A 19,881-nucleotide genomic window follows, 5' to 3' on the forward strand; every position below is an offset into this window, starting at 1 on the left:
TCCCGGGGCCCATCGTTCAGCGCTCTAGATCAGACGCCGTAGTACAACTCGAACTCGAACGGGTGCGGACGAGCAGCGATCGGCTTGATTTCGTTCTCGATCTTGTACTCGATCCACGTCTCGATGAGCTCAGGAGTGAAGACGTTTCCGGCAAGCAGGAACTCGTGGTCTTCGCGAAGCGCCTCGAGCGAGTCGAGCAACGAGTTCGGAACCTGAGGGATGTTCTTTGCTTCCTCAGGAGGGAGCTCGTAGAGGTCCTTGTCGACGGGCTCGTGCGGCTCGATACGGTTCTTGATTCCGTCAAGTCCAGCCATCAGCTGGGCGGCGAAGGCCAAGTACGGGTTACCCGAAGCATCCGGTGCGCGGAACTCGATGCGCTTTGCCTTGGGGTTGCTTCCCGTGATCGGGATGCGAACCGCGGCGGAACGGTTTCCGGCCGAGTAGACCAAGTTGACCGGGGCCTCGTAGCCCTTGACCAGACGCTTGTAGGAGTTGATCGTAGGGTTCGTGAATGCGAGTACCGATGCAGCGTGCTTCAGCAGCCCGCCGATGTACCAACGCGCGGTGTCGGAGAGACCGCCATAGCCCTGCTCATCGTAGAAGAGCGGCTTTCCGTCGAGCCACAGTGACTGGTGCACGTGCATACCAGAACCGTTGTCGCCGAACAGCGGCTTGGGCATGAAGGTAGCGGACTTGCCCCACAGCTCAGCGGTGTTCTTGACGATGTACTTGAACTTCAAGATGTCATCAGCCGAGTGCACCATGGTGTCGAAACGGTAGTTGATCTCCTGCTGACCACCGGTACCCACCTCGTGGTGCGAGCGCTCGAGCACGAAACCAGCCTCAATCAGCTTGAGGGTGATGTCGTCGCGCAGGTCGGCGGTCTTGTCGACGGGGCTGACCGGGAAGTAGCCACCCTTGTAGGGCGTCTTATTTCCGAGGTTTCCGCCTTCTTCTGCGCGACCTGAGTTCCAGGCACCTTCTTCGGAGTCGACCGAGTAGAAGCTGGAGTTCTGCTTGACCTCGAAACGCACGTCGTCGAAAATGTAGAACTCGGCCTCGGGCGCAAAGAATGCCGTGTCTGCGATACCCGTCGACTCAAGGTACTTCTCGGCCTTCTTGGCAACCTGGCGCGGGTCCTTGTGGTAGATCTCACCATTGCGCGGGTTGTAGATGTCGAAGATCATGACGAGCGTCTTCGCGTCGCGGAACTGGTCGAGGTAGGCGGTCGTGACATCAGGGATGAGCTGCATGTCGGACTCGTGGATGTTGGCGAAGCCGCGGATCGACGAGCCATCGAACAGCTGACCGACGGTGAAGAACTCTTCATCGACAGACGATGCGGGAATGTTGAAGTGCTGCTGAACGCCAGGAAGATCCGTGAAACGGATGTCGAGGAACTTGACGTCCTCGTCCTTGATGAACTTCAGGACCTCGGATGAATCTTTGAACATTAACGCTCCAGAGGTAGGGCTTCGGGATCGCCGCGCTAAACGCGGACCTTCCTGAAAGGTACCGGTAAGGCGTTGCCCACCAGTGACCACATTGTTTCGTGCATGTTACAGGCACCTGGATACGCTTGTCGCATGAGCGCGAGTCCTGAGACATTTCCCGGCGAGCGTCTTGGCCTGCCAAGCGACGGACGCGGCTCGATCGGCAAGCTCGGACGCCGCGTAGGTGCGTTGTTTGTCGACTACATTGCGGCAACGATCATCGCCGCGTTCTTCGGGTACGACCAGTTTGCCTTGCCAGCCGACGCGGGCATAACCCTCTTCTACCCATTGATCGTGTTCGCGGTGCTTCAGGTGCTTTTTCTGCCGACCATGCAGTCAAGCCCCGGCCACCGCCTCTTCGGCCTTACGCTGAGGCGCGTCGATGGGGCATGGGTCGGACTTTGGCGTCCTATCGTGCGCACGTTGCTGCTCGTCATTGTGATTCCCGCCGTTGTTTGGGATGCCGATCACAGAGGCTTCCACGACAAACTCGCAGGCACGGTGCTCGTGCGGCGCTGAGTTGTGGTCGGCGTTGCGTTACGGTTCATCCGTTGCGTAACGCTCGCTCGTCGAAGCGATCGCATCTGTCGATGCGTTGAGGTCAGTGCGCTCAGCCGCGCCGCGAATAGGCATATGGCGCGGAATGTTCGTGAGCGCCAGGCCGATCAAGACGCCCAAGGCGATGGAGATCATCGTGGCCACTGTTGTGACGATCGTGTCGACCCCGCTCGAGTCGCCGCCGAGCACCGCCGCGACCCCCGCCAACCCGAGCGCCCCGGGAACGAGCAGCCAGAAGGCTGGCAAGAAGCTCACGATGGCGGGCGGGCCGGTGCGCTGTCGTGCCACGGTGACAGCGACGGGAACCATGGCTACAGCGCCGATGAGGGCAGAAAGCACGCCACCGAAGAAGATGTCTCCGAGAACCTGTGCGCCGTACGCGACGTACAGCACCAGCAGTATCCAAAGAATCGATGATCGGTCTGCGCATTGATACACGGATATTCCAATGCCGAACACGGCAACCGCGATCCATGGCGCGAGCGAGTTCACCCCAGACGCGTCACCGGTGAGCGTGAACGAAGGCACTCCGATGAGGGCGGCTGCCGCAACCATGCCGACCGCTAGAAGCAACAAGCGCATCGCTCCGGCGGCTGCTCTGGCAGCGCCAGACATGATGTGGCCTGTCGCAAGCTCGATCACCGCTGTCGTGAGCAGGCCCCCCGGCAGCAGAATGACCAGGGGAGCGATTGCCGTCGCCAACACTCCAATGTCTGACGACGTTCGCGCGACCAGAAGCACCACGACGCCGACCGCAAAGGCAGCGGCGACGTTGACAAGCACGCGGTAGCTGGTAGGCACTTGCTCAGAAAACAGCAGCAGCAGTCCCACCGCGACCCCGAGCACTACGGCGAGGAGCACCCCGAGCCACGATGCGCCCAGCAGCACAGAGATTCCCGCAGACAACGCCGAGTAGGCGAGCACGCGCTGAAAATGAGTGAACGAGGGCGGCATGACACGGATCATCGACACCTCGTCAGCGAGCCGCGAGGCAGCGCCGTGCTGCGCGCGAGCGCGCCGCACGAGCGCGTCTACCGCCGCAACCTGGTGCAGCAGAAATGTCGAGTCTCCGGCGCTGACGACTCTGGTGATGGCGCGGCCGTCGTCATTCACCGAGAGCATCAACGCAGTCGGGAGGACGATGACCTCCGCTTCGGGGTGTCCATTCACCGCGGCGATGTCCATCATCGCGGTGCGAACCATTCCTACCGAATAGCCGCTGTCAACCATGGCCTGTCCCATTGCAGCCATCGCGTCTACGACAACGGTTGCCGACTCGTCCTTGGCCCCCGGGAGCACAGCAGCAGACGTTGCTGGGACTGCACGCGGCGCACGGCGCACGAGAACGATGAAGATGATCAGCGCTGCCGCAAGCACCCCGACTGCGATGAGCACCGTGAGCCACGATGTCGTCGAGGTGGCCACTGACGGCGGCACGGCGGGAACGAGTGTGGGAGTGGGCGTTGCCGTGGGGGTGGAGGTGGCTGTCGGGCTCGCGGTGGGCGTCGCGGTTGACGTGGGCGTCGCGGTTGCGGTGAACGTCGGCTCGGAGGTGGTGCTGGGCGTAGGGGTAGGGGTCTCTAACCCGCCCGTAGGGGTCGGGGAAGGCTCAGCAGTCTCGGCGACTTCTGGCACAGGCGTCGCGGTCGCCGCGACACCTGGTGTCGGTGTGATTGTTTCCGCGTCATCCGGTGCCAGCGTCGCCGCGCCGGCGACCGATGCCAGCGTGAGTGAGGCCGTGATCACAACATTGAGCAGGACCAAAGATGCTCTCACGCCCCACCTCCGTCGTTATTCGTTCTCGCGCTGCGTTTCATCCCAGGGTGCCATGCGTCCGCTGCACGATAGGTGCGAGTTGCGTGTGCTGGATCGACCTACAGGAGCCTCGTCGTTCGATGGCGTACCGTCGAATGGTGCCCATAGCTATTCATTGCGCTCCGGTTGCAGACATCGACCCGCAAACCATCTATCGCATCCTGTGGCTTCGCGTGAGTGTCTTTGTCGTCGAACAGCAGGCCGCCTACGCGGAACTGGACGGACGAGATATCGAGCCGGGCGCAGAGCTTGCCTGGATCGAAGACTCCGATCAGGTGGTGTCGACGCTGCGAATCCTGTGCGAGCCGACAGAGATGCGCATCGGGCGTGTTGCAACGTCGCCCGGCGCACGCGGACTCGGGCACTCTGCTCGTTTGATGCGTCTCGCCATTGGACGATGTGCCGAGCTTCGCCCCACAGCGCCCGTAGTGCTCGACGCGCAAACTCATCTGAGCGAGTGGTACGGACGCTTTGGTTTCTCGCAATCGGGGGAACCGTTCGTCGAAGATGACATTCCGCACATTCCTATGCGTCGCGCCGGAACGAGCGACTAGCGCTCAGCGAGGTCGAGGAGCGCGAGCCTTTGTCGGGTCGATGCCCTTGGGGATCGGCAGCGATGACTTCGACTGCGATACCGAATCAATTCTCTTGATGACTGCCGCCATCGTGGTGCGGTCGATTGCCTTCGGGAGAGACTTGATCGCGGATGCGAGCTTTGCGATCGTGACCTCGTCGTCGCCGTGTCCGACATAGAACACCGTGATGGGAACTCCCGAAGCGACGCGCTTGACCTTGGAGCGCTCATCGCCGACGAGTCGCGTGAGTCGACTGCGATTGCCTTCACCGACGATAACTACACCGCCGCGGCCGACAGTACGATAGACCGCTTCCTGCGTCTTGGGGTTCACCCCGACCGGAGCCTCACTGGCCTGCCATTTGCGGCCGAGAGACGTCGAGAGCACATGTCCCGTTGCTCCGGGCATACCGTCGATCTTGCGGTACATCGCATGTGTGGACAGACGCGTCATCGTGGTAAGCGCGCCCAGAACTCCGAGCATGAGGCCGGTGATGCCCCACAAGATCAGGCTCCACACTGCGACCGGCGGAATCAGAAATCCGACGCCCACGCCTGCAGCGACGCCAATCAGAATGATCGCGATCAGCAAGAACGGGAGCCACCGGAATGACTTCTGAGTGAACGAGTAGAGCGTACGAAGCTGTGAGAAGAAACCGGGACGCTTCTCGGGAACTGAACTGCGGCTGGACATGAACTACAGCCTACTTTGTCGCCGCGCCGTTCTACTCCTCCCCGACACTCAGCCCTCCTGACTTGCGCACACCTCGACTCTTGCCGATCCGATGCCGTTGGACGCGCGCAAGTGTGGGGTGATGACCGATATGCCTACCGACCCGTCGACGCCCCGCACCGCGTTGAGTGTGCCATATCGCGGCATCAGACCCGTGCGAGCGGGCGATGATGCTCCGTTCGGCGGAATGCTCACCACCGTGGAGTCGGGCGACACGTGCGTGCTGATCGATGCTCGGTCTCTGCCTGAGCAATGGGATGGCTGGTCCGCTGATCCTGATGGTCACCTCGTCACACCTCTTGCGATCGTGAGGCGCAGTGATGGTCACGACGTGGCGATGCCCGTGCTCACCGAGCGTGTCGAGGACTTCGTTGCACGCCGCCAGAATCTCGGCGTTGCGTTGACAAAAGGGGAGCGCGTGACTCTGGCGGTCAGCATCGTACGCGGACTGAGCGAGGTGACGGACAGCGCCGCCGTGGCCGGTCAGTGGTGGCTCACGCAATCTGGTCGCCCGGTGCTTGCCGCCGGCGCATCCACTCAGATGGCATGGGAACATTCGCTCTCGCTGATCCGCGCCATCTCCGAAGATGATGCCGCGGGCCCGGTGTGGGCAGAGGCGCTTGTCGCGCTCGATGGTGCCGTCGAGAATGAACGCGAATACGACCGCGCAGAAGAGCTGCTCTTCACGATTGCAGAGTCAAGCGCACTTGCGACCTCTGCAATCGGGAGCACACGCAAAGCGAGAGATCTCGCCAGCCACACTGCGACCACGTTTGATGAGATCTTGACGCCTCATTCCCGCGGACTCACTGAGCGTCTCGCTCGCCATGTCGATGCAGACCTCGCCGACACCTTCTCACGCGCAACCACCGTGGTGTGGCGCTGGTTGACAACCTCCCGGCGCTCAACCAGTAAACGCGCACCCTGGCTCGTCGCCGCAGCAGTGACCGCGACAGTGCTCGCCGGGGGAATGTTCTGGCCAACGGAACTTGGAGCACCGGCGACCGCCGAGCTGCCATCGCCGAGCGCTACCGCCATGGTCTCGGAGGACTCGGATCCAGGCGTGTCACCGACTGAGTCGCCGGCACCAGAAAACGATGCTGCCGACGAGAAAGAGTCATCCGGTGCACGCACCGACACCGACATCGCAACGGCTGTCGATTCTCTGCTCACCCGGCGAGCCGACTGTGAAGGTGACGACGGCTGCGAAACTGCCTTCGCCGTCGAGAGCGGATTTGTGCCGCCAGCCGGAGTGATCGATCTGCCCTCCGATCAACGCTCTGAAACGTTGATCGACGAGTATGGGGGAGTCGCCGTCGTGCAGGTCGAAGCGCGCAGTGGCGAGTCTCAGATCGTTGTCATCGAGCGCAGAAACGACGAATGGCTACTGCGCGACGTGTATGACGCCGAGCAGTAGCCATTCACACGATGACTAGATTCCGAGGGATCCCTGGAACGAAGCCGCCTCGAGGCGTGCCTTCACAGCACCAAGGAAGCGCGCTGCATCCGAACCGTCGATAACACGGTGATCATAAGAAAGTGCGAGGTAGACGTAGGAGCGCACCGAAATGGCGTCCTTCCCATCGACCGACACCACACCCGGACGCTTCACGACGATTCCCGTGCCGAGAATCGCCGTCTGCGGCAAGAACACGACGGGCGTGTCGAACAGCGCACCACGCGAGCCGGTGTTGGTCAGAGTGAACGTCCCGCCACCGAGCTCGTCGGGCTTCAACTTGTTGTCGCGCGTACGAGCCGCGAGGTCTGCGACTTCGTGAGCGATCTCTGCGAGGTTCTTCGAAGCGGCATCACGCAAGACCGGCGTGAGTAGACCGCGCTCGGTGTCGACCGCGATCGACAGGTTCTCGCTCGCCGGGTAGACAATCTTGTCTCCGTCAACGGTGGAGTTGACGATCGGGAAAGCCTGAAGTGCTTCAGCTGCCGCCAACGCGAAGAAGGGGAGGAATGACAGCTTGTCGCCGGTCTTTGCGAGGAAGTCTCCCTTCACCTGGTCACGGAAGTTGGCCAGTTTTGTGACGTCAACCTCGACAACGGTAGTGAGTTGCGCTGTCGACTGCATCGAAGCGACCGCTCGCTCGGCAAGAACCTTGCGCAGACGCGACATGGGCTGTGTGGTGCCGCGCAACGGCGAAACCTCAAGCGGCGCCGGTTCGGGCGCGCTCGGAGCTGCGGCAGTCGCGGCGGGCGCAGATGCTGCCTCCGCGGCTTTGAGAACGTCTTCTTTGCGAATACGCCCTCCCACGCCGGTTCCGGTTACGGAAGCGAGATCGACGTTCTGCTGCTGTGCCAATCGACGAACCAGCGGAGTCACGTATGCGACGGTGTCTGAGTCGTCAGCGAGCGCAGCAGCAGCGGGAGCAGCGCTCGGGGCGGCGGGCTCAGGCTTCGCCTCGGGCTCAGGCTTCGCTTCGGGCTCGGGCTTCGCTTCGGGCTCAGGCTTCGCGTCAGGCTCGGGCTTTGACTCGGGCTCGGGCTTCGCTTCGGCAGCCGGAGCAGCCTCGGGCTCAGGTTGCGCCGCGGGCGCGGAATCGCCAATGCGCGCGAGGACCGCGCCAACCTCAACTGTCTCGTCTTCCCCGACGACAATCTCCTGAAGCACCCCGGCGATAGGCGACGGGATCTCGGTATCAACCTTGTCGGTAGAAATCTCGAGCAACGGCTCGTCGACGTCAACGTCTTCGCCGACCTGCTTCAGCCAACGAGTGACGGTACCTTCAGTGACGCTCTCTCCGAGTTCGGGCAAGACCACGTCTTTGCCGCCAGACGCTGCGGGAGGTGCTTGCGCAGGAGCCTCTTCAGCCGGCGCAGCTTCAGTCGATTCTGCCTCAGCGGGCGCAGCTTCAGCCGGCGCAGCTTCAGCGGGTGCCTCTTCAGCCGGTGCCGACTCAGCGGCCGGAGCAGCGGGCGCCTCGGAAGCCCCCGAGCCATCACCGATCTTCGCGAGAACCGCGCCGACCTCGACGGTCTCATCCTCTTGGACGAGAATTTCTTCGATAACGCCGCTGACAGGTGACGGGATTTCGGTGTCGACCTTGTCAGTGGAGATCTCGAGGAGTCCCTCGTCCACCTCGATCGTGTCGCCGACCTGCTTGAGCCAGCGGGTGACCGTTCCCTCGGTAACGCTCTCTCCGAGAGCGGGGAGGACCACGGAAGTGCTCATGACGATGTCTCCTTCAAGATGGAATTCTTTTCTAGCTTAGTGACGACTGCGACCACGATCGTCAGATCGCGTGAAGCGGTTTGCCCGAGAGAGCCAAGAATGCCTCTCCCAGAGCCTCGCTTTGGGTGGGATGTGCGTGGATAAAGGGTGCGATGTCTTCAGGATGAGCTTCCCAGCCGACCACGAGCTGCGCCTCGGAGATGAGTTCGCCGACGCGGTCGCCGACCATGTGCACGCCGAGCACAGGGCCGTCCTTGATTCGGACGACCTTGACGATTCCGGCGGTACCGAGGATGTGGCTCTTGCCGTTGCCGGCCAGGTTGTACTCGAAAGACGCAATCTGGTCTGCGCCGTGGTCTGCGATGGCCTGAGCTTCGGTAAAGCCGACCGAAGCCACCTCAGGATGCGAGTAGGTGACCTTGGGGATGTTCACGTCCGCGACCAACGGGGGAGTGTGGCCAGCGATCTGCTCGGCGACGAGTATTCCCTGCTGAAAGCCGCGATGAGCAAGCTGCAACCCGGGAACGATGTCGCCCACTGCCCAAAGGTGATCGACGCCGGTTCGCAGGCGCTCGTCTGTGACGACGAAACCCCGATCGAGCGTGGCACCAGCGTCTTCGAAGCCGAGCCCGGCGGTAACCGGCCCCCGGCCAACGGCCACTAAGAGATAGTCCGCCGCGAACTCTTGACCGTTCTCGAGTCTCACCGCGACGCCATCATCAGTCTGGGCAGATGACGCGAAACGCACGCCCAGAGACGACTTGATACCGCGGCGCCGGAAGGCGCGCTCGAGAGCCTTGCTAGCTGCGAGGTCCTCGTTGGGAACGAGATGATCCATTGCCTCGATGATTGTCACATCGACACCGAACGAGCGCCAGACACTGGCGAATTCCACGCCGATGACACCGCCGCCAAGAATGATGACTGACTGGGGAATCTCCTCCAGCGCCAAGGCCTGTTCGCTCGTGAGAACGCGACCAGCGATATCGAGTCCTGGTAGCGACCGACTTTGCGATCCGGTCGCCAAGATGACGTCGGCACCGTGATAGACGTCTTGGTCGACGCCGACTGATGTTGCAGCAACGAGGCGCCCTTCGCCCGCGATGACAGTGATACCCCGAGCCTTGATGAGGCTTTCAAGTCCTGAGAACTTCTTCGCGACGATTCCCTCGCGATATGCACGCACCGCCTGCGCGTCGATTCCATCGAAAGTTGCTCGCACGCCTACGTCGGCGGCGGCACGAGCCGTGTCAGCGACCTCGGCGGAATGAAGGAGAGCTTTTGTGGGGATGCAGCCGCGATGCAAGCACGTGCCACCCAGCTTGTCTTTCTCAATCACCGCGACGGATTTTCCGAGTTCAGCCGAGCGAATCGCTGCCGCATAGCCACCGCTTCCGCCGCCCAGAATCACGACGTCGAAGGTGTGTTCCGCCATCAGTTCGCTGCTCCCGTGACGTAGTGAAAGAGGCTTCGCACAGAAGCTCCGGTCGCCCCTTTGTCGGTAAAGCCGAACCCGGCACCCTTGTTCATGCCGACACCCGCGATGTCAACGTGCACCCAAGGAATGCGTGCAGCATCGTCTTGATCGCTCACTCGCCCGACAAAATGACGCAGGAACAGGCCCGCGAACATCGTGCCACCAGCAGGATCGCCGATTTTCGCGTTCTGCAGATCCGCGATCGGTGAATCGAGCTCGTCAACCATGTGTTCGGGGAGGGGCAGCTGCCACGCTAGTTCGTTCACGTCGGCGGCAGCTTTCAGATAGTCGGCGACCGCGGTGTCGTCACCCATGACGCCGGCGTGCCTTGTACCGAGCGCAACCGTCACAGCGCCAGTCAGGGTCGCGACATCGACGATCAAGTCCGGATGCTCCCGGCTCGCCGCCACAAGGCCATCAGCCAGCACCAGGCGTCCTTCGGCATCAGTGTTGAGCACCTCGACGGTGGTGCCGTCCGCGATGCGGAGCACATCACCCGGGCGAGTGGCTCGACCCGAGGGCATGTTGTCGGCAATGCAGAGCCATGCGGTGACCTTGACCGGCGCGTGAACCGTGGCGACGGCGCGCAGCACCGCGAGCGCTGTTGCAGCTCCGCACATGTCGTACTTCATGCCGACCATGCCAGATGCAGGTTTGAGCGAGAGTCCGCCGGTGTCGAACGTGATACCTTTACCAACGAGCGCGACATGTCGCTCGGCGTCTGCCGGCGCATACTCCAATCGCACCAGCCGTGGCGGGCGATCAGACCCTTGCCCCACACCGAGGATGCCGCCGAAGCCGCCGTCTTTGAGGGCCGCCTCATCGAAAACCTGTACGGAAACATCCAGGCCGGCAACGCTCTGCGTCGCGTGCTCGGCGAAGTCGGCAGGACCGAGCCATTCCGCCGGAGTCGCGACGAGATCTTTCACGAGGGCGACGGCGTCAGCGCTCGCAAGCACACGCGCGGTTTCGGTCTCGTCGGGAATGCTCGCCAGGTGCAAGGTGACAAGCGAGGCTCGTGACTTCTTGGCAGCCTTCTTGTACCCGTCGAAACGGTATCCGCCGAGAGCAGCGCCTTCGGCTGCAGCCGACCAGAGCGCCTCATCGGCGAGGGGAAAGGCGAGGGCGACTTTCTCAAAACCGACGAGCGCACGAAACGCCGCGCCGACGCTGTCGCGCATTTTCGCGGCATCCGGATTCGTGCCTGTGCCGACAACGGCGAGCGGCAGTGCGGTGGCATCGGGTGCGTAGGCACGCACCAGCACACCTGGCGCACCGGTGAACCCGATGGCTGTCAGAGACTGTGCAAGACCTGGCCACTCGGCCAGGTCAGGAGCCGGATCTGTATCGAGCGGCGGAAGGGCCAGAACGATCGCATCGGCGGCGGTGTCTCGGATGGACTCGGTCGAATATTCAAGGTCGGGGTACGACATGCTCTCCATCCTAGGGACGATGTGTTCGCTGTGAGCGGGACGTGCCCGACCCACGCGTAGACGACGCCTCGTACGATGGTGATATGCCTTCGTCCGGTCCCATATTTGAACGCGCGAGTTCAGCACCGCCTGTACCCGCCGGTCTTCCCCTCATCATCACCCTCACCGGCTTCGCCGATGCGGGCAACGCGGTGAGTCAAACGCTCGATTACATGCGTGACGAGCTCGACGGCACCCCCGTCTCCGTCTTCTCGAACGACGCTCTTCTTGACTACCGAGCTCGACGCCCGATGATCTCTTTCGACCAGGACCATCTCACCGACTATCGTGCACCGCGGCTTGAACTGTCGCTCGTGCACGACACTCTGGGCCAGCCCTTCCTCTTGCTCGGGGGCTACGAACCCGACTTCGGCTGGGATGCATTCACCGAAGCTGTCGTTGATTTCGCGGGCGCCTACGAAACCTCGTCGGCGACATGGGTTCACGCCATCCCGATGCCGGTGCCTCACACCCGGCCAATCGGCACGACCGTCAGCGGCACGCGCAAGGAGCTGACCAAAGCGCACTCAGTGTGGCAACCTCACACGCAAGTCCCCGCGACAGCAGCACACTTGCTCGAGTTGCGCCTGGCTGAGGCTGGCAACGACGTGGCAGGATTCGCTCTGCTCGTGCCGCACTATCTTGCCGAAAGCGACTATCCCGCCGCCGCGATGGCCGCGCTCGACAGTCTTTCCATCGCCACGGGGCTTGTGTTCGCTGGTGACGACCTGCGCGAGGCCAACCGCGACTATCTCGCCAAGGTGGGCGACCAGATCAAAGACAACGAAGAGCTTTCTCGCATGGTTTCGGGGCTGGAAGATCGATACGACGCCTACATGGCGGGGTCGACCGACGCGACTCCGATTATTCACACGGGCGATCTGCCCAGTGCCGACGAACTCGGCGCGGAGTTGGAGCGTTTTCTCGCATCACGCCCTCCGGGTGAAGACGACAAGCGCGGGCTCTGAGGAATCTTCGCGCCACGTCGCGCGTTGCAGACTGTCTCGTGCGGTCTCCAGGACTCGGCGAGATGCAAAAGGCACAATAGCGGCGAAATTGCAAGAGGTGCCGCACATGTGTGAGACAATAGACACTCTGACCCGTTGTCAATCCGATAGGTTCGCGTTCCGCGCGTGGCTGAGGACTTGACAAGGGTCTTACTAGTGTCCGAAGAATACCGAGGGCGTGCGGCTCGTGCCCGTCGGTGAAAGGCTAAACGTGACTCCAGGCGCGAAGACAACTGCCCAAAAGGCTGCGACGGACACCGAACAGGAAGCTGTCGAGACAGCTCCGGCGCCCGCTCGCAAGCCTGCCGCAAAGCGCACCCCTGCGAAGGCTGCTGCGAAGAAGGCTCCTGTGAAAAAGGCAGCGAGCACGAAGGTCGACGACGACGTCGAAGCTGCGGCAGATGCGCCGGTAGCCGCTAAGGCTCCGGCAAAAGCGGCCGCGAAGACTCCTGCCAAGCGCGGGCGCAAGGCTGCTGATCCTGTCGCAGAGGCTGAAGAAGCGCCACCTGCAGCAGAAGAAGACGAGGAAGAAGAGAACACCAAGCCGGCGTTCACTGAACCTCTGCCCACCGGAGCGATCGTCATCTCATCGAGTGACGACGAGGATGTGCCGGTTTACTCCACCCAGATCACCGGTGCGACGGCCGACCCCGTCAAGGACTACCTCAAGCAGATCGGTAAAGTTCCGCTCCTGAATGCGGAGCAAGAAGTCGAGCTGGCGATGCGCATCGAAGCGGGTCTGTTCGCTGAAGACAAGCTCGCGCAGATGTCACCGTCTGAAAGGACCGGCCAGCTGGGACTCGACCTCCAGTGGGTAGCCCGCGACGGTCAGCGCGCGAAGTCCCACCTTCTCGGCGCGAACCTTCGTCTCGTCGTCTCGTTGGCAAAGCGCTACACCGGTCGCGGGATGCAGTTCCTCGACCTGATCCAGGAGGGAAACCTCGGGCTCATCCGTGCCGTCGAGAAGTTCGACTACACCAAGGGCTTCAAGTTCTCGACCTACGCCACCTGGTGGATCCGTCAAGCGATCACCCGCGCAATGGCCGACCAAGCGCGCACCATTCGCATTCCCGTGCACATGGTCGAAGTCATCAACAAGCTGGCACGAGTGCAGCGTCAGATGCTGCAGGATCTCGGTCGCGAACCGACGCCCGAAGAGCTCAGCCACGAACTCGACATGACCCCCGAGAAGGTTGTTGAGGTGCAGAAGTACGGTCGCGAGCCGATTTCTCTGCACACGCCGCTGGGTGAAGACGGCGACAGTGAGTTCGGCGACCTGATTGAAGATACCGAAGCGGTAGTTCCCGCCGATGCAGTGGGTTTCACCATGTTGCAGCGTCAGCTTGAGTCGCTGCTCGACTCGCTGTCTGAACGTGAGGCGGGCGTGATTCGTATGCGCTTCGGTCTGGGCGATGGACAGCCCAAGACTCTCGACCAGATCGGCGACACGTTCGGTGTCACTCGTGAGCGCATTCGCCAGATCGAATCGAAGACGATGGCGAAGTTGCGCCACCCGAGCCGGTCGCAGTCATTGCGGGACTACCTCGAGTGAGTGAGGCTAACGCCGGCAAGGCGCTCACAGTCGACATCGATGGGATGTCGTTTGCACGCATCCCAATTCGCACGCGCGTTGTCATGCCCGGTGATGATCTCGACGAGTTCATCGCCGAGTACGCCACGAGTGTCGTTCGCGAAGGCGACATTCTGTTCGTCACGGAGAAGATCGTGGCGATCACACAGGGACGCTCGTTCGCGATCGACGAAATCACGCCACGCAAGCTAGCACTCTTCCTCTCGAAGTACGTGACCCGCACTCCATACGGCATTGGTCTCGGCATGCCTGAGACTATGGAAATGGCGCTACGCGAGTGTGGCACCGTTCGGATCCTGTTTGCCGCGGCTGTTTCGGCCGTGACGAAGCTGTTCGGTCGCAAGGGCGATTTCTATCGCATCGCAGGCGACAAGGCACGCGCCATTGATGGACCCACAAGCGGTACCATCCCGCCCTACAATCAGGCGGTCGTGCTGGGGCCCGAACGTCCAAACGAAGTTGCTCGCCATCTCAAGTCGATCGTTGGCGGCGTCTGCGAGGTCGCTGTGGTTGACATCAATGATCTTGGTGGAAACATTCTCGGCTCCACATTGGACAAGACCGCCGAGAAGCGGCTCGTGTCGATTTTGAAGGACAACCCGCTTGGCCAGGGCCATCAGTCCACGCCGCTCGGCGTGATTCGCGCTGTTTAGCCGCGGTATAGAAAATCTCCCGCTGCGATACGCGCAGCGGGAGATTTCTGTCTGGGTCTAGAAGCCGATTGCCGCTCGATAGCGGCCCTTGTTGCCCGTGCGAATTCCGGTGACGCTGGGCTTGTTTTCGTACACGCCCGCTCCCCAGTTGCCCTCGACGAGTACCGGGCCGTCGGGGGTCACGACGATGTCCCATCCGACGTACTGCACTTGTGGCACGACGCGTGCTACCTGGTCGACAAACGCCTTGACCTCGTCGATCATGGGCAGCTGAAAGTCGGCGATCACAAAATCACTATCGGGATGCTTCACATGCACGTGCGCATGCGAATCGTAGCCGGGGCCCATCGAATGACCGTTCTCGCCCAGCATCGTATAGAAACCGCCAAAGGTCATCTGGTCGCTGACAGCGCCGCGACCGAACTTCTGCGCCATCGCAAGTATGTGGGTTTCGCGGCCATCGAAGAATGCCGTCACCCGCGTCGTGTTGACGGTGCCGGGGCAGACAGCGGCCAGATCTTCGTGCTGCCGAATCACCTCTTCGATCAACAGTTCTCCGCGTTCGAGCAGTCCGCGGTGAAACTCAGCCCAGTCAGCGATCTCCGCCGCGTGATACCGATGAACGCCGGTTCCCGCCTGACCTACTGGTTCTTTCGTGACAACCGTTTTTTGAGCGGTCACGAAAGCTTGCACTTCGTCGGCGTTCCCGTCGGTGACGACCATCCAGTCGCGTAGCAAAAAGTCGCTGAAGACGCGGTTGAACTCGACCTTGTCTTGAAACATGTACCGGTAGTCGGGGTGATCGTACTTCTGCGACAGCTGGTTCGACACCGGGTGCGTCATATAGGTCGCTCGCTCTGAGCGCGTCAGAATCGCGAAGTCGTAGTCGATGTAGTCCTGAAAACCAACATTGTTGAATCCTGCAGACCAAAGCATGTCAATCACGATGCGGGGCGTCCATTTGCCGTGCTGTTCCGACGCTTCCTTGGCACGCTCCAACACTGAGCCGACATCTATTCGACGCGCGCGAGCAACAAGGTAGCGAAGGCGGTCGCTCAGACCGAGGCGCTGAGAAGGCATGCATACTCCGAGGTAGAAACTGGGGGACCCCGATAGTCTAGACGGCGTGAGTTCGACGAACCCTGGGCACGGTCCCGTGTCAGCACATGGGGCGTCCTCCAGCGGCCCTACGGCGCGGGTGTCTCGCGAAGCCTTGGTTCACAACGCCCGTCGCGCGTACGCCGCGGGTGACCGCGCGTACTCGCGATCGATACTGGATGCGGATGCCTGGGGCCATGGCGCGCCGATGGTCACCGAGGTGCTGGCAGCAGCCGCGATCCTCCCCAGCGACGACGGCACCCTCGATCCGTATTCGCTTTTCGGGCTACCCGGTGGTGACGACGCCTGCATCCCGGCACTGCACCTGCATGGGACCGTGCTGAGCACCAAGCGGCTGCGCACCGGCGAAGGGGTGTCGTACGGCTATCTTTTTCGCGCTACGAGCGACACGCACATCGCTCTGGTCACGGGGGGCTACGCGCAGGGTGTCGTTCGTTCCCTCGGTGGCAGCATCAGCGTGAGAATCGGCACTGACGTCCATCCCGTCGTCGGACGAGTAGCCATGGACGTGTGCGTGGTCGATTTCGGGAGTGCGGACGTCGCACGAGGCGACCGCGCCGTGTTCTTCGGCGACCCTCGTGCCGGCGACCCTTCTTTGGCGGAGTGGACGCAGGCATGCGGCCTGCGCGCAAACGAGATTGTGACCATGGTCGGCTTGCGCGCGGCTCGGGAGATTTCGCTGTGACCGCTAGCCTGCACGTCGATCTGAACGCGTTTGCGCGCAACCTCAGCCGTGTTCGTACCGTTGTCGGTCCCGCCGAAGTGATGTTGGTCGTGAAGGATGACGCCTACGGACATGGGATAGCTCCTGTGGTGCGCCGGGCTGCGCAAGAGGGCGTCAGCTGGTTCGGCGCATTCGATGTGAGCACTGGTCGTGCGGTTCGAGCCACGTTGGGAGATAGCGCCCGCATCTTCGTCTGGATGGCTGGCTCGCAGACAGACGTCGACGCTGTCATCAGCGAACGACTCGAAGTAGGAATCGGCGACGCCGCGCTCCTGGAACAAGTGGCGGCAACTGCAGCGTCGGCGGGCCAGGTAGCGCGCGTGCATCTGAAGATCGACACCGGCCTCCACCGCAATGGCATCCGGCCTGAGCACTGGCCCACATTCGTCGCGCACGCCGCGCGACTGGAACAATCCGGGTCGATCGACGTAGTGGGGGTGTGGAGCCACATTGCCGAAGCGTCGAACGATGAAGACGATGAGTCGCGCAGGCTGTATGAGGACGCCCTCGCGAAAGCAGCGACGGCCGGACTAGCCATCAGCGTGCGCCATCTGGCTGCGAGCGCCGCGGCCTTCGCAAGACCAGAGTTTCGGTACGACCTCGTCAGAGTGGGAGCCTTTTGCTACGGCATCCGCTCGGCAGGTGGTGCCTCCGAACAGGCGCTCGGCCTCACCGTGGTATCTCGGCTTGAGGCGGACGTCACCGCCGTTGGTGAGAAGAGCGTAACCGTCAACATCGGAAGTCTTGATGGTCTTGCATCACCGCTCGCTGGCCTGGTGCGAGTCGGCACGCCAGCTGGTTCTCGAAAGCTGCTGAGCGTCGGAGACTCCCAGTCGGTCGTTGAGAAATGGCCTGACGCGCGCGTCGGCGATACCGTTCGCATCTACGGTCCAGGTGATCTCCAGGAAGCGTCCCCGACAGATCTCGCCGAAGCGATCGACACGATCGGCGAAGAGATCGCGCTACGCGTGTCTCCACTCATCCCCAGAGTGTACTCAGGGGAATAGAAAGGCTAAACAGCCTCGTGCAGGCGTGCTGTCTCGTCGTGCCATGAGGTGGCGATCGCGCGAAGCTTCTCTTCGTACTTGCGCCCGTGGTGAGCGCAGAAAAGCAGCTCGCTGCCGTTCACTTCGGCGGCGATGTAGGCCTGAGCGCCGCATGAATCACAGCGGTCCGACGCGGTCAGGCGGTGTTCGAGGACGGCGGCCTCTGGGGTCGATAGCGTAGTCATCTCGGTGCCTCCTCATATGCGTAGAGCGATGTAGCTGTCATGAAATACAACCACGCCCTGGCTTAGACGATGCCCGCAATCGCCCAGAAACCGCCTTATTTCGCTCAGCGCGTACGCCGAAGTCGCCACGGAGCGTGTCTGCGGCATCCTGGCGCACACCGCGGATAGGCTCGATGATTGTGACTTCCGAGTACTCCGCCCATCACCTCCAGGTACTTGAAGGCCTTGAAGCCGTCCGCAAACGGCCGGGCATGTACATCGGCTCGACCGACTCGCGCGGGCTCATGCACTGCCTGTGGGAGATCATCGACAACTCAGTAGACGAGGCACTCGGGGGCCACGGGTCTCATATCGAGATCATTCTGCATGACGACGGAAGCGTAGAAGTTCGCGACCGCGCTCGAGGCATTCCCGTGGATATCGAACCACGCACCGGACTGAGCGGCGTGGAAGTGGTCTTCACGAAGCTGCATGCCGGCGGCAAGTTCGGCGGCGGCTCTTACGCGGCCTCGGGTGGATTGCACGGCGTCGGAGCATCAGTCGTGAACGCACTATCGGAACGACTTGACGTCGAGGTGGATCGCGCCGGCAAGACGTGGGCGATGTCTTTCCACCGCGGCGAACCCGGCAATTTCGACGGCAACGCACCGGATTCTCCCTTCACACCGTTCGAGAATGCGTCGGAGCTGAAGCTGAAGGGGCGTGCACCCAAGGGCGTGACGGGCACACGGATTCGGTACTGGGCCGACCGCCAGATCTTCACTAAAGATGCAGCGTTCACGCTGACTGAACTAGAGCAGCGCGCACGACAGACCGCTTTTCTTGTACCTGGCCTCGAGATCGTCATCCGTGACGCGCGCACCGACGAGCCGATCGAGACGAGCTATCGCTACGACGGCGGTATTTCGGAGTTTGCGGAGTTTCTCGCTCCCGACACCGCGGTGACCGATACGTGGCGGTTGAGCGGCACTGGCACCTTCAAAGAAACAGTGCCCGTATTGCAACCGAGCGGCGCAATGGTCCCCACTGAGGTTGAACGCGAATGCGAAGTCGACATCGCCGTGCGATGGGGTATCGGCTACGAGACCACGTCGCGCTCGTTCGTGAACATCATCGCGACACCCAAGGGCGGTACTCACCAACAAGGGTTTGAGGCCGGGCTGATGAAGGTTCTGCGCACCCAGGTAGAGCAGAACGCTCGCAAGCTGAAGGTGGGCAACGACAAGCTCGAGAAGGACGATATTCTCGCTGGTCTCAGTGCGGTACTCACCGTGCGCATTCCCGAACCGCAGTTTGAAGGCCAGACCAAAGAGGTTCTTGGCACCCCCGCCGTGCGTCAGATCGTCGCAAACGTGGTGACGCGTGAGCTCACCGCTCGGTTCGCTTCGACGAAACGTGATGACAAGGCCCAGGCCTCTCAGCTGCTCGAGAAGGTCGTGTCTGAGATGAAGGCCCGTGTTTCAGCACGAGCGCACAAAGAGACGCAACGTCGCAAGAACGCGCTCGAGTCATCATCTCTGCCGGCGAAGCTCGTGGACTGCCGCTCAAGTGACGTGGCGGAATCCGAACTGTTCATCGTCGAGGGTGACTCGGCGCTCGGGACGGCAAAGTTGGCGCGAAACAGCGAGTATCAGGCGCTGCTGCCGATTCGAGGCAAAATCCTCAACGTGCAGAAGGCATCGGTCAGCGACATGCTCTCGAATGCGGAGTGCGCGTCGATCATCCAGGTTATCGGTGCCGGTTCTGGGCGCTCGTTCGATCTCAGTGCCGCTCGTTACGGCAAGATCATCCTGATGAGCGACGCCGATGTCGACGGTGCACACATTCGCACCCTTCTGCTCACGCTGTTCTTCCGCTACATGCGTCCACTCATCGAAGAAGGACGCGTGTTCGCCGCGGTACCGCCGTTGCACCGCGTCATCGTGATGCATCCCGGCTCGAAGCCCAACGAGACGATCTACACCTACTCCGAAAAGGAGTTGCAGACGCTCCTGGCTAAGCTCACCAAGAGCAACAAGCGCTGGCAAGAACCGATCCAGCGCTACAAGGGTCTCGGTGAGATGGATGCTGAGCAGTTGGCCACTACGACCATGGACCGCTCGGGTCGACTGCTGCGCCGCGTGAGAGTTGACGACGCTGAGGCCTCGTCGACGGTGTTCGAACTATTGATGGGCAACGAGGTCGCACCACGCCGTGAGTTCATCATCGACGCATCGGGCCGCCTGGAGCGCGGCAGAATCGACGCCTGACTCT

17 protein-coding genes are annotated in these 19,881 nt (G+C 61.9%); 9 read left to right on the plus strand and 8 right to left on the minus strand.

Going from position 1 to position 19,881, the window contains the following annotated elements:
• Positions 1 to 29: 29 nt before the first annotated feature.
• On the minus strand, positions 30 to 1,454 hold the full coding sequence (gene glnA / locus SJY18_RS02605) for a type I glutamate--ammonia ligase (protein ID WP_337337969.1): 1,425 nt from the start codon (positions 1,452 to 1,454) through the stop codon (positions 30 to 32).
• A gap of 132 nt (positions 1,455 to 1,586) precedes the next feature.
• On the opposite strand from glnA, the gene SJY18_RS02610 reads away from it, so the two are divergent.
• Complete coding sequence (locus SJY18_RS02610) at positions 1,587 to 2,012, plus strand: RDD family protein (protein WP_396668293.1); 426 nt, start codon at positions 1,587 to 1,589, stop codon at positions 2,010 to 2,012.
• 18 nt (positions 2,013 to 2,030) lie between these two features.
• Here SJY18_RS02610 and SJY18_RS02615 read toward each other — a convergent pair whose 3' ends face one another.
• Positions 2,031 to 3,827 carry a threonine/serine exporter ThrE family protein gene (locus SJY18_RS02615; RefSeq protein ID WP_396668294.1) on the minus strand — a complete coding sequence of 599 codons (1,797 nt, stop codon included), beginning with the start codon at positions 3,825 to 3,827 and terminating at the stop codon, positions 2,031 to 2,033.
• A 137-nt stretch (positions 3,828 to 3,964) separates the two neighbouring features.
• Between SJY18_RS02615 and SJY18_RS02620 the strand changes: the two genes are divergently transcribed.
• On the plus strand, positions 3,965 to 4,420 hold the full coding sequence (locus SJY18_RS02620) for a GNAT family N-acetyltransferase (protein WP_396668295.1): 456 nt from the start codon (positions 3,965 to 3,967) through the stop codon (positions 4,418 to 4,420).
• Positions 4,421 to 4,423: 3 nt separating this feature from the next.
• On the opposite strand, the gene SJY18_RS02625 is transcribed toward SJY18_RS02620, so the two are convergent.
• Positions 4,424 to 5,134: a DUF4191 family protein gene (locus tag SJY18_RS02625; protein WP_337337965.1), complete on the minus strand. Its 711-nt coding sequence runs from the start codon at positions 5,132 to 5,134 to the stop codon at positions 4,424 to 4,426.
• A gap of 121 nt (positions 5,135 to 5,255) precedes the next feature.
• Here SJY18_RS02625 and SJY18_RS02630 point away from each other — a divergent pair, with 121 nt between their 5' ends.
• Entirely contained in the window at positions 5,256 to 6,590 is a 1,335-nt protein-coding gene (locus tag SJY18_RS02630) for a hypothetical protein (protein ID WP_396668296.1), read from the plus strand.
• Positions 6,591 to 6,605: 15 nt separating this feature from the next.
• Here SJY18_RS02630 and sucB read toward each other — a convergent pair whose 3' ends face one another.
• The 3 genes from sucB to SJY18_RS02645 form a co-directional block, all read right to left on the minus strand.
• The gene (sucB, locus tag SJY18_RS02635) at positions 6,606 to 8,354 is read right to left on the minus strand and encodes a 2-oxoglutarate dehydrogenase, E2 component, dihydrolipoamide succinyltransferase (protein ID WP_396668297.1); all 1,749 of its coding nucleotides are present in this window, start codon (positions 8,352 to 8,354) and stop codon (positions 6,606 to 6,608) included.
• A 61-nt stretch (positions 8,355 to 8,415) separates the two neighbouring features.
• The gene (gene lpdA / locus SJY18_RS02640) at positions 8,416 to 9,789 is read right to left on the minus strand and encodes a dihydrolipoyl dehydrogenase (RefSeq protein WP_396668298.1); all 1,374 of its coding nucleotides are present in this window, start codon (positions 9,787 to 9,789) and stop codon (positions 8,416 to 8,418) included.
• The gene (locus SJY18_RS02645; RefSeq protein ID WP_396668299.1) at positions 9,789 to 11,264 is read right to left on the minus strand and encodes a leucyl aminopeptidase; all 1,476 of its coding nucleotides are present in this window, start codon (positions 11,262 to 11,264) and stop codon (positions 9,789 to 9,791) included. Before SJY18_RS02645 ends, lpdA begins: the two co-directional genes overlap by 1 nt.
• Before the next feature lie 83 nt (positions 11,265 to 11,347).
• Between SJY18_RS02645 and SJY18_RS02650 the strand changes: the two genes are divergently transcribed.
• The 3 genes from SJY18_RS02650 to SJY18_RS02660 all read left to right on the plus strand — a co-directional run bounded on the left by SJY18_RS02650 (position 11,348) and on the right by SJY18_RS02660 (position 14,554).
• The gene (locus SJY18_RS02650; RefSeq protein WP_396668300.1) at positions 11,348 to 12,271 is read left to right on the plus strand and encodes a proteasome assembly chaperone family protein; all 924 of its coding nucleotides are present in this window, start codon (positions 11,348 to 11,350) and stop codon (positions 12,269 to 12,271) included.
• Between the two features lie 250 nt (positions 12,272 to 12,521).
• Positions 12,522 to 13,862 carry an RNA polymerase sigma factor gene (locus SJY18_RS02655; protein WP_337337959.1) on the plus strand — a complete coding sequence of 447 codons (1,341 nt, stop codon included), beginning with the start codon at positions 12,522 to 12,524 and terminating at the stop codon, positions 13,860 to 13,862.
• On the plus strand, positions 13,859 to 14,554 hold the full coding sequence (locus tag SJY18_RS02660; protein ID WP_396668301.1) for a coenzyme F420-0:L-glutamate ligase: 696 nt from the start codon (positions 13,859 to 13,861) through the stop codon (positions 14,552 to 14,554). The genes SJY18_RS02655 and SJY18_RS02660 overlap by 4 nt, the downstream gene beginning before the upstream one ends.
• A gap of 57 nt (positions 14,555 to 14,611) precedes the next feature.
• Here the strand turns inward: SJY18_RS02660 and SJY18_RS02665 are convergent, their stop codons facing one another.
• Entirely contained in the window at positions 14,612 to 15,634 is a 1,023-nt protein-coding gene (locus SJY18_RS02665; protein WP_396668302.1) for a sugar-transfer associated ATP-grasp domain-containing protein, read from the minus strand.
• Between the two features lie 46 nt (positions 15,635 to 15,680).
• Between SJY18_RS02665 and SJY18_RS02670 the strand changes: the two genes are divergently transcribed.
• Positions 15,681 to 16,358 (plus strand): alanine racemase C-terminal domain-containing protein, encoded by a 678-nt coding sequence (locus SJY18_RS02670; RefSeq protein ID WP_396668303.1) that lies wholly within the window; start codon positions 15,681 to 15,683, stop codon positions 16,356 to 16,358.
• Positions 16,355 to 17,404, plus strand: a complete 1,050-nt coding sequence (locus SJY18_RS02675) for an alanine racemase (protein ID WP_396668304.1) — start codon at positions 16,355 to 16,357, stop codon at positions 17,402 to 17,404. The genes SJY18_RS02670 and SJY18_RS02675 overlap by 4 nt, the downstream gene beginning before the upstream one ends.
• 5 nt (positions 17,405 to 17,409) lie before the next feature.
• On the opposite strand, the gene SJY18_RS02680 is transcribed toward SJY18_RS02675, so the two are convergent.
• The gene (locus SJY18_RS02680) at positions 17,410 to 17,628 is read right to left on the minus strand and encodes a hypothetical protein (protein ID WP_337337954.1); all 219 of its coding nucleotides are present in this window, start codon (positions 17,626 to 17,628) and stop codon (positions 17,410 to 17,412) included.
• A gap of 173 nt (positions 17,629 to 17,801) precedes the next feature.
• On the opposite strand from SJY18_RS02680, the gene SJY18_RS02685 reads away from it, so the two are divergent.
• A complete protein-coding gene (locus SJY18_RS02685) occupies positions 17,802 to 19,877 on the plus strand; it encodes a type IIA DNA topoisomerase subunit B (protein WP_396668305.1) in 2,076 nt (691 codons plus the stop codon).
• The last annotated feature ends 4 nt before the right edge of the window (positions 19,878 to 19,881 follow it).

The organism is Microbacterium sp. R86528 (assembly GCF_044596335.1).
In the GTDB taxonomy this organism is placed as follows: Bacteria; Actinomycetota; Actinomycetes; order Actinomycetales; family Microbacteriaceae; genus Microbacterium; species Microbacterium marmarense.